Source organism: Rhizobium alarense (assembly GCF_021555155.1).
GTDB lineage: Bacteria > Pseudomonadota > Alphaproteobacteria > Rhizobiales > Rhizobiaceae > Rhizobium_D > Rhizobium_D alarense.
Genome location: NZ_JAKGBU010000130.1, coordinates 1 through 8,890, shown reverse-complemented (window position 1 = coordinate 8,890; position 8,890 = coordinate 1). Strand labels below are relative to the sequence as shown.

At 66.5% G+C, this 8,890-nt stretch carries 6 protein-coding genes; 3 read left to right on the top strand and 3 right to left on the bottom strand.

What is annotated here, in order from left to right; all coding sequences use genetic code 11:
- Positions 1–299 precede the first annotated feature (299 nt).
- The 3 genes from carA (at position 300) to LXM94_RS24550 (ending at position 4,807) form a co-directional block, all read left to right on the top strand.
- Positions 300–1,514 carry a glutamine-hydrolyzing carbamoyl-phosphate synthase small subunit gene (carA, locus tag LXM94_RS24560; protein ID WP_408015696.1) on the top strand — a complete coding sequence of 405 codons (1,215 nt, stop codon included), beginning with the start codon at positions 300–302 and terminating at the stop codon, positions 1,512–1,514.
- Positions 1,515–1,662: 148 nt separating this feature from the next.
- Entirely contained in the window at positions 1,663–1,983 is a 321-nt protein-coding gene (locus tag LXM94_RS24555; RefSeq protein WP_235774323.1) for an antibiotic biosynthesis monooxygenase, read from the top strand.
- 247 nt (positions 1,984–2,230) lie between these two features.
- Positions 2,231–4,807: a sensor domain-containing protein gene (locus LXM94_RS24550; RefSeq protein WP_235774321.1), complete on the top strand. Its 2,577-nt coding sequence runs from the start codon at positions 2,231–2,233 to the stop codon at positions 4,805–4,807.
- A 43-nt stretch (positions 4,808–4,850) separates the two neighbouring features.
- On the opposite strand, the gene LXM94_RS24545 is transcribed toward LXM94_RS24550, so the two are convergent.
- The 3 genes from LXM94_RS24545 to LXM94_RS24535 form a co-directional block, all read right to left on the bottom strand.
- Positions 4,851–6,251, bottom strand: coding sequence for an MATE family efflux transporter (locus tag LXM94_RS24545; RefSeq protein WP_235774320.1), 1,401 nt, complete (start codon positions 6,249–6,251; stop codon positions 4,851–4,853).
- A gap of 190 nt (positions 6,252–6,441) precedes the next feature.
- On the bottom strand, positions 6,442–7,695 hold the full coding sequence (locus tag LXM94_RS24540) for a TCR/Tet family MFS transporter (RefSeq protein ID WP_235774318.1): 1,254 nt from the start codon (positions 7,693–7,695) through the stop codon (positions 6,442–6,444).
- A gap of 141 nt (positions 7,696–7,836) precedes the next feature.
- On the bottom strand, positions 7,837–8,739 hold the full coding sequence (locus LXM94_RS24535; RefSeq protein ID WP_235774316.1) for a LysR family transcriptional regulator: 903 nt from the start codon (positions 8,737–8,739) through the stop codon (positions 7,837–7,839).
- Positions 8,740–8,890: the final 151 nt, after the last annotated feature.

The following is an 8,890-nucleotide window of genomic DNA, read 5'->3' as shown; positions in this document are numbered from 1 at the left end:
GGCGGAGCGGCCCGACGTCCTGTTCTTCGGCTTTCTCATAGACCAGCAACGCCGCTGCAATCAAACACATTGCGCAAAGCGTTGAAATGGCGGGGTTTATAATTCCGGCAATCCACAGGCCGCCGGTTGACCCGGCACCGCGCATTGTCTATTTTCCGGCACCTGCACGACAATCGGCATGAGGTGAATTCGACGCGGCTTTCCGCGCGCCCTTGCCTGCGAGAAAGATGGCGCTCCGGCCCCGGATTTTCAAGTCCGGCGCCCCGCCCGGATGACGCGCGAGACGCAACGAGAAACGGATGACGATGACCACGACCCCCGCCTGGACCACCGAGAAACCCACCGCCATGCTCGTTCTTGCCGACGGCACGGTGATCGAGGGCAAGGGCATCGGCGCGACCGGCAAGGTGCAGGCCGAAGTCTGCTTCAACACGGCGCTGACCGGCTACCAGGAAATCCTGACCGATCCCTCCTATCTCGGCCAGATCGTCACCTTCACCTTCCCGCATATCGGCAATATCGGCGCCAACGACGAGGACATCGAGGACCTGACGCCAGCCGCACGCCACGGGGCTGTCGGCGTCATCTTCAAGGCCGACATCACCGATCCGTCGAGCTACCGGGCCGCCAGGCATCTCGACCAGTGGCTGAAGGCGCGCGGCATCATCGGCATGTGCGGCATCGACACGCGCGCGCTGACGGCCTGGATCCGCGAGAACGGCATGCCGAACGCGGTGATCGCCCACGATCCGGCCGGCGTCTTCGACCTCGACACGCTGAAGGCGGAAGCCAAGGCGTGGAGCGGTCTCGAGGGCCTCGACCTCGCCAAGGTCGCCTCCTCCGGCCAGTCCTCACACTGGAGCCAGGAGCCCTGGGTGTGGAACGAAGGCTACGACGATCTCGCCGAGGGCGACGCGGCGTATCACGTCGTGGCGCTCGATTTCGGGGTCAAGCGCAACATCCTGCGCCTCTTCTCCGGCCTCGGCTGCAAGGTCACCGTCATGCCGGCGACGGCGAGCGCCGACGACGTTCTGGCCCAGAAGCCCGACGGCATCTTCCTGTCGAACGGTCCGGGCGACCCCGCGGCAACCGGCACCTATGCCGTGCCGGTGATCCGCACGCTGATCGAAACCGGGCTGCCGATCTTCGGTATCTGCCTCGGCCACCAGATGCTCGGCCTCGCGCTCGGCGCCACCACCGAGAAGATGCACCAGGGCCACCATGGCGCCAACCATCCGGTCAAGGACCACACGACCGGCAAGGTGGAGATCGTCTCGATGAACCACGGCTTCGCCGTCGCGTCCGCCTCCCTGCCGCAGGGCGTCGAGGAAACGCATGTCTCGCTCTTCGACGGCACCAATTGCGGCCTGCGCCTCGTCGGCAAGCCGGTCTTCTCCGTCCAGCACCATCCGGAAGCCTCGCCCGGCCCGCAGGACAGCCACTACCTGTTCCGCCGCTTCCTCAACCTCGTCCGGGCGCGCAAGGGCGAGGAGGCGCTGCCCGAGCGCGCCTGAAACGTCCTCCTGAAACGGAAACGGCCCCGCGAAGACGCTTCCGGGGCTGTTTCCGTTTCCGAGTCCCCTCGCTTGACCTCAAGCACGCTTGAGGTCCTACACCGGTTGCAGCCAGGCTTGCGACCGGCGAAAGCGAGAAGGAGCCGTCATGACCGCCAGCATCTATCGGACCGACAAGTTCACCGTGCCCGCCGCAGCGCGCTCGGAATTCCTCGACCGCGTCGCGGCGACCCACGCGCTGCTGCGAACGCAACCGGGCTTCGTTCGCGATCTCATCCTCGAAAAGGAGAACGGCGTCGCCACCGTCGACGTCGTCACGGTCGCCGAATGGCGGGACGAGGCCGCGATCCTCCAGGCGAAGGCCACGATCGCCGAGGCACACCGCCGCATGGGTTTCGATCCCGGGGAACTGATGGCGCGCCTCGGCATCAAGGCGGATATGGGCACCTACCGCGCGGTCGACATCTGACGGACCAGCGCGTATCCGCATCGCGCAAGCCTATCCGGCTGACGGCGAAAATATCGGCCTTGCCCGTCGTTTTGCGCGCTGCCGCAGCGGGATCGCGACCCTGCATACCCGCGTTTAACACTTCCCGCCGATGGTTTGCGCATCGAACATCATAGCGGAACAAGACGTTGCGGAGCAGAAGCGGTTTTCAGCAGAGCGGTTTTCAGGCCGGCGCGGCCGCCCGGATGTCGTTCAGCGCGGTCCGGCCATGAAGCAACGCCGCGAATTCCATCCGAAAGACGACGCGCGCCGCGACGATTGCGAACCGGGCAGCCGCATGGCCGGCCGGCTTCAGCTTGCCCCCTTCTCAGGGAAGCCGGATGGCGGCGGGCTGCATCGGGAGGCCTTCGCGGCGACGGTTCCCGGCATGGCGATCCTCGACGGCCGCAGCCGCCGGATCGTCCAGGCGAACCCGTCCTTCGCAGCCCTGCTCGGCCGCAGCGTCGATGAGGTTCTTGGCCTGCTGCCCTCGGCGTGGAGCGCGAAACCGGCTTATTCTTCGTCGGAACCCGGCACGCCCGCCCGCCCGCTCGCCCCCATCATCACGGCCGGCGACTTCGAGATGCAGGTGCGCGACCGGAACGGCCGGCTGAAGGACGTGCGCATGTGGATCGCGCCGTTCGAGCTGGACGGTCGTCCCTTCGCAAGCGTGACCTGCGTCGAGATTTCCGTGCGCAAGGCCGTCGAGAAATCACTGCGCGAAAGCGAGAACAAGCTGCGCGTGCTGCTCGACGTCAGCTGCGACATGATCACGGTCCTCGGCGCCGACGGCCGGATCGTCGAGTGCAACAGGAGTGGCCAGGCCCTGGCGGGCATCACGCGCGGCGAGACGACATTGGCAGCCATCTGGGACAGCACCTGGTGGCAGGGCGACGAGGAACGCCAACGCATTCGCTGCGCGGTGGGCGAGGCCGCCCGCGGTGCGGCCGGACGCTTCGAACTGACCCGATCGCGCGAGGACGGCACGATCGAGGCCTTCGACGTCTCCGTCACTCCCATCCCGAACGGCCGCCGCCTTCCGGAACTGCTGATGGTCGAAGCCCACGACATCTCGCAGATCAAGAACGCGCAGGCGGTCATCTTCCGCCGCGAGCAGGAAGTCCGGTCGCTGGTCGACCGCTCGCCGGACGGCATGGTCCGCTACGACCATGACTGTCGCCGGACCTACATGAACCCGGCTATGGCCCACTTCACCGGCGGATCGATCGAAGCCTTCGTCGGCAGGACGCTGGACGAGACGACGACGCTTTCCGACGTCGGCGCCTACAAGTCCCATCTCCTGCGCGTTTTCGAGACCGGCGAAAGCAGCGAGCTCGAAATCAGCTTCCGGCTCATCGACGGACGCACCGGATGGGCGCAGGTGCGCTTCTCGCCGCAATTCGACGCTGCCGGCCATATCGAGCACGTCCTCGCCATCACGCGCGACATAACGGAACTCGTGGAGAAGCGACGCCAGATCCACGAAATAGCCTATTCCGACCCGCTGACCGGCCTGCCGAACCGCACCAGCTTCTCCGAACGCTTCGAGGCGATGCAGGCCGATGCGCGCGACCAGGGGCGCACTGTGGCGCTCCTGATGATCGACCTCGACCATTTCAAGCACGTCAACGATACGCTGGGCCATATCGCCGGCGACAAGCTGCTGTGCGCCGTTGCGAAGCGTCTTGCCGCAAGCCTCGCGGCCGGCGATTTCCTCGCACGCCTCGGCGGAGACGAATTCGCCGTGCTGCTGCACGGGCAGATCACCCGGTCGCAGGCGGAGGCGACGGCACGGCGATTGTCCGAGTCCTTCCGCGCGCCCTTCACCATCGACGGCCACGAACTCTTCGCCTCCGCCAGCATCGGCATCGCGCTGCTGCCGGAAGACGGCCACGACGGCACGGCGCTGCTGTCGCGCGCGGATGCGGCAATGTACGACGCCAAACGCAACGGCCGGGGCGGATTCCGCCGCTACAGCGCGGCGCTTTCAGACGAAGCCAACCGGCGTCTCACCCTCGCGTCGGCGCTCCATTCGGCGGTGCAGAACGGCGAGTTCGAGCTCTACTACCAGGCCAAGAAATGCCTCTTCAGCGAGCGCCTGGTCGGCGCCGAGGCGCTTCTGCGGTGGAACCATCCGGAGCTCGGCCTGCTCACGCCGGATACTTTCATCCCGATCGCCGAGGAGACGGGCATGATCGTCGACATCGGCCGCTGGGTGCTGCTGACCGCCTGCCGAGCGACGGCCGACTGGAACAGGATCGCCGCGGCGCCCCTCAAGGTCGCCGTCAACCTGTCTGGACGGCAGTTCCAGCGCAACGACCTCCTGACCGACGTCGCCACCGGTCTGGGGGCAAGCGGCTGCAAACCCGAATGGCTGGAATGCGAGATCACCGAAAGCCTGACGCTCAGCAACGTATCCGGCGTCCACCACACCTTGCGCGCCATCCGGCGGATGGGCATCAGCGTCGCGATCGACGACTTCGGCAAGGGACAGTCTGCGCTCGCCTATCTCCACCAGTTCGACGTCGACGTGCTGAAGATCGACCGCAGCTTCATCGACGGGATGGACCAGCAGCCGCGCAAGACCGAACTGGTGAAGGCGTTCATCAGCATGGCGAGCGCGCTCGGCATGACGACGGTCGCCGAGGGGATCGAGACGCCGGAACAGGCGGCGCTGCTCAGACTCGCCGGCTGCGGCATCGGCCAGGGCTATCTCTTCGGCAGGCCGGTCCCGCGCAGCGCCTTCGACCGGCTGGTGGAGGCAAGCGACGAAATCCGGGGCCGGCCGACCGCCGCCAACATGTGAAGGGAGCGATGGCCAGCCTCCGCATCAGGGCGGATATGGCCGGCTACCGCGCCGCCGCGCTCTGAACGAAACGACCCTCCCGGCGCACGAGCAGGAAGAAGCGCGCGCAGAGCATGACCGCTGCGGCACCGAGGCCGAGCAGGAAGCCGATCCAGACACCGATGCCGCCGAGCCCCATCGGAAAGGCAAGGCCCCAGGCCGCGAAAAAGCCGATCGGCCAATAGGCGACCATGGCGAGAACCATCGGCACACGCGTGTCCTTCAGCCCGCGCAGCAGGCCGGCGGCGATCGCCTGCAGGCCGTCGACGAGCTGGAAGATGCCGGCGATGACGATCAGCGGCGCCGCATAGGCAAGGACGGCTTCGAAATCCGCGCCGGTGCGATCAAGGAACATCGCGGCGAGTGGCCGCGGCGCGAAGGCGAACAGCAGTCCGCCGAGTGCCGCGATGCCCGCTGCAAGCACGAGAACGGCCCAGGCGGCGCGCACGAGCGCCAGGTGATCGCCGCGCCCGTGCGCCACGCCGACGCGCACCGTCGCCGCCTGCGCCAGGCCGAGCGGGATCATGAAGGCGATGGAGGCGAGTTGCAGCGCGATGCCGTGGGCGGCGAGTTCCAGCGTGCCGATCATGCCCATGAGCAGCGAGGCGACGGTGAACAGGCTGACCTCGGCGAGGATGGTGACGCTGATCGGCAGGCCCAGATGCAGCACCTCGAAGAACGCCGGCCAGTCGGGGCGCCAGAAGCGCACGAAGAGCTCGTAGCGCCGGAGATCCGGCCGCCGCTGCACATAGGCGACCATCATCGCGAAGCTGAGGAGGTTGACGGCGAAGGAGACGATCGCCGCGCCTTCGATGCCGAGCGCCGGGAGGCCGAAATGGCCGAGCACCAGCGCATAGGCGAAGACGGCGTTCACCGTCAGCACGATCAGCGTCAGGTAGAGGATGATGCCGGCGCGGCCATGGGCGCTGACGAGGCCGCGCAGCGTCATGAAGAGCAGCGCCGGCGCGATGCCCCATTGCGCGATGGCGAGATAGGAACCGGCAAGGGCCGCCACTTCGGGCGTCTGGCCGGCGAAGAGCAGGATCGTCTCCGCGCTGAGGAAGACCGGCGTCATCAGCGCCGCATAGAGGATCGCCACCCACATGCCCATGCGCACGGAGCGGCGGACCGACACGGTGTCGCCGCGCCCGTGCGCCTGCGCCACCATCGGGATGACGGCGGTGGCGAAGCCGGAGCCGAAGATGAAGATCGTGAAGAAGAACTGGCCGGACAGCACGATCGCCGCGAGATGCGCCGCCCCCAGCCGGCCGAGGATCACCACGTCCGTCGTGTGGATGCCGAGCTGGGCGAGCTGCGCGCCGATCAGCGGCAGACCGAGCAGGAGCGTGGCGCGGAAATGCGCGGCCCAACTGTTGTCTTCGGTCGTCACTGTAACGTGCTGCATGGTTCGGATACCTTTCGGTCGCTTCCGGAACACATCTCGCCGCTGCGATCAATGCACAAGAATTGATCGTTCCATCAAACTTGGCAGAGCGGCGAAAAACTGAAGAAAAGCCGCCGCTTGCGGGGTTGCAGAACTGCAATACTTGCCGGCATTCCGCGTTTTCCGGCGTCTCTGCTTGCCGGGTCGCGCCCTATGCGGGCGTTTCGGCGAGTTCCGCGCGCGGCCCGACGCCGGAACCGCGCACCTTGGCGACGAAGACGAGCGTGCCGGTGAGGAGAATGACCGCCGCAAGCAGATAGGGCGCGCCCGCGAAGACCGCCGGCGCCGCCGGGCTGGTGAAATAGCCGAACATCTGCGTGAAGATCACCGGCCCGATCACGGTGGTGATGCTCGAAAGGCTGGTCAGCGCGCCCTGCAGCTCGCCCTGCGCCGACGGCGGCACCTTGCCCGCCGCGATCGACCGCATCGGCGGGTCGGCAAGGTTCTCCAGCGTGGTCAGCAGGATGACCGCATAGACCATCCAGCCCGCCCAGGCGCCGCCGTAACCGGCAAGGCCGAGCGTCGCGAAGGAGAGTCCGACGACCGCCGTCTTCCATTCGCCGAGCACGGGCACGACCCGCGGCAGGATCAGCCCCATGACGATGGCGCCGCCGACGCCGAAGACACCGAGCGACAGGCCGATCTGGCCCTCGCTCCAGCCGTAGCGGTACGCCGAAACGAATGGCCACACGGCCGGATAGACCGAATGGGCGAGCCAGTAGCAGAAGAAGACGAGGCCGATCCACAGGACACCCGGATAGTTGCGCATCTGCTTCAGCGCACCGAAGGGATTGGCCAGCGACAGGTCGAAACGGCGGCGATGCTCGGTGCCGAGGCTTTCCGGCAGCCAGAACCAGGCGACGACGAAATTGGCAAAGGCGAGTGCGGCGGCACCGTAGAAGGGGACGCGCGGCCCGAATTCACCGAGCACGCCGCCGATGACAGGACCGAGCGCGAATCCGGTGCCGAAGGCGATGCCCATCAGGCCGAAATTCTTGGCCCGCGTCGCATCGTTGCTCACGTCGGCGATGTAGGCGGCGGCCGTGCCGAAGCTCGCACCGGAAATGCCGGCGAGAACACGCCCGACGAAAAGCATCCAGTAGCTTGCCGCCAGCGCGCAGATGAGATTGTCGGCGGCGAAGGTGAAGACCGAGGCGAGCAGCACCGGACGGCGCCCGAAGCGGTCCGACAGATTGCCGATCATCGGCGCGAACAGGAACTGCATGCCGGAATAGGCGAGCAGCAGCCAGCCGCCGTCGACCGCCGCCTCGCCGATGCTGTCGCCGGTCAGCTCGCTGAGGAAGGTCGGCAGCACGGGCATGATGATGGCGATGCCGATCACGTCGAGGAACATGATCATGAAGACGAGGAAAAGACCGCGCCTCGTGGCTTTCGGGTCAGTCATCGCGATCCTCCTTGCGCATCGACGGATGCCCGAAACAGGGCTGAAGCGGCCGGAGCGCCGTTGTATTGCAGTTCAGAAACGGAAACAATACGTGAACATCGCGATAATTTTGATCGTTTCATCAAGGAGCGACGCCGTCGTTCAACGCCGCGTTTGATCCGCGCGGAGGAAGTCGACGAAGGCGCGCAGCGGTGCCGGCATGTAGGTCCGGCTGGGATAGTAGAGAAAGGGACCGGAAAAGGTCTGGATCCAGTCCGGCATGATAACGACCAGATCCCCGGTCGACAGGGCCGGCTGGAGGAAGTCCTCGAAGGTGCAGACGATGCCGAGGCCCGCCACCGCGGCGGCCACCTCCATCTCGTTGGCTTCCGCGACCAGCCGGGCCGGCGGGTGGATCGTGATCCGCTCCTCGCCGCGTTCGAATGTCCAGTGAAGCACGCGCCCGCTCGCGAAGCGATGCAGGATGCAGCGGTGCTGCATGAGGTCGCGCGGATGGGCCGGGGCACCGTGCTCGGCCACATAGCCGGGCGACGCGGCCACGACGAAGCGCTGCTCGCGCGGCCCGATCGGCACGGCGATCATGTCCTGCTGCAGCGATTCCTCGTAGCGCACGCCGGCGTCGCAGCCCTCGGCCAGCACATCGACAAAAGAATCGTTTGCCGAGACTTCGAGCGTGATGCCCGGATAGGCCGAAAGGAAACGCACCGCGATCGGCGGCAGGATGCAGCGCGCCACGATACCCGGCACGTCGAGCTTCAGCCGCCCGACCGGCGTGTCGCGAAAGCTGTTGATGTCGTCAAGCGCCGTCTCCACCTCGGAAAGGACAGGCGAAAGCCGCTCGATGAGGCGGCGTCCTGCTTCTGTGAGGGTAACGCTGCGCGTCGTGCGGTTGAAGAGCCGGACGCCGAGACGGGCCTCCAGCCGCCGCATCGCCTCGCTGAGCGCGGAGGCCGAGACGCCGCGCAGTTTCGCGGCAGCCCGGAAGTTCTGCGCCCTGGCCACGGCGGCGAAGGCGTCGAGATCGGCCAGGGGAAGCTGATTCATTGTCAAAAATTCCGCACAGTCTGTGAAGTTGGACGCAGATTATCGCACAAAGCGGTTGGGTGTAGAAGAGAGCCATTCAATCCTCGGAAGCCAAGGAGAAGCAGGATGAAGACGGTTCAACTCGGAAAGACCGGCCCGGTCGTTTCAACAC

Bases quoted from the DNA above. Each gene is read 5' to 3' on its own strand.
- LXM94_RS24550 (WP_235774321.1), top strand. From the start codon at position 2,231: ATGAAGCAACGCCGCGAATTCCATCCGAAAGACGACGCGCGCCGCGAC.
- LXM94_RS24555 (WP_235774323.1), top strand. From the start codon at position 1,663: ATGACCGCCAGCATCTATCGGACCGACAAGTTCACCGTGCCCGCCGCA.
- LXM94_RS24545 (WP_235774320.1), bottom strand. From the start codon at position 6,251: ATGCAGCACGTTACAGTGACGACCGAAGACAACAGTTGGGCCGCGCAT.
- LXM94_RS24540 (WP_235774318.1), bottom strand. From the start codon at position 7,695: ATGACTGACCCGAAAGCCACGAGGCGCGGTCTTTTCCTCGTCTTCATG.
- LXM94_RS24535 (WP_235774316.1), bottom strand. From the start codon at position 8,739: ATGAATCAGCTTCCCCTGGCCGATCTCGACGCCTTCGCCGCCGTGGCC.
- carA (WP_408015696.1), top strand. From the start codon at position 300: ATGACGATGACCACGACCCCCGCCTGGACCACCGAGAAACCCACCGCC.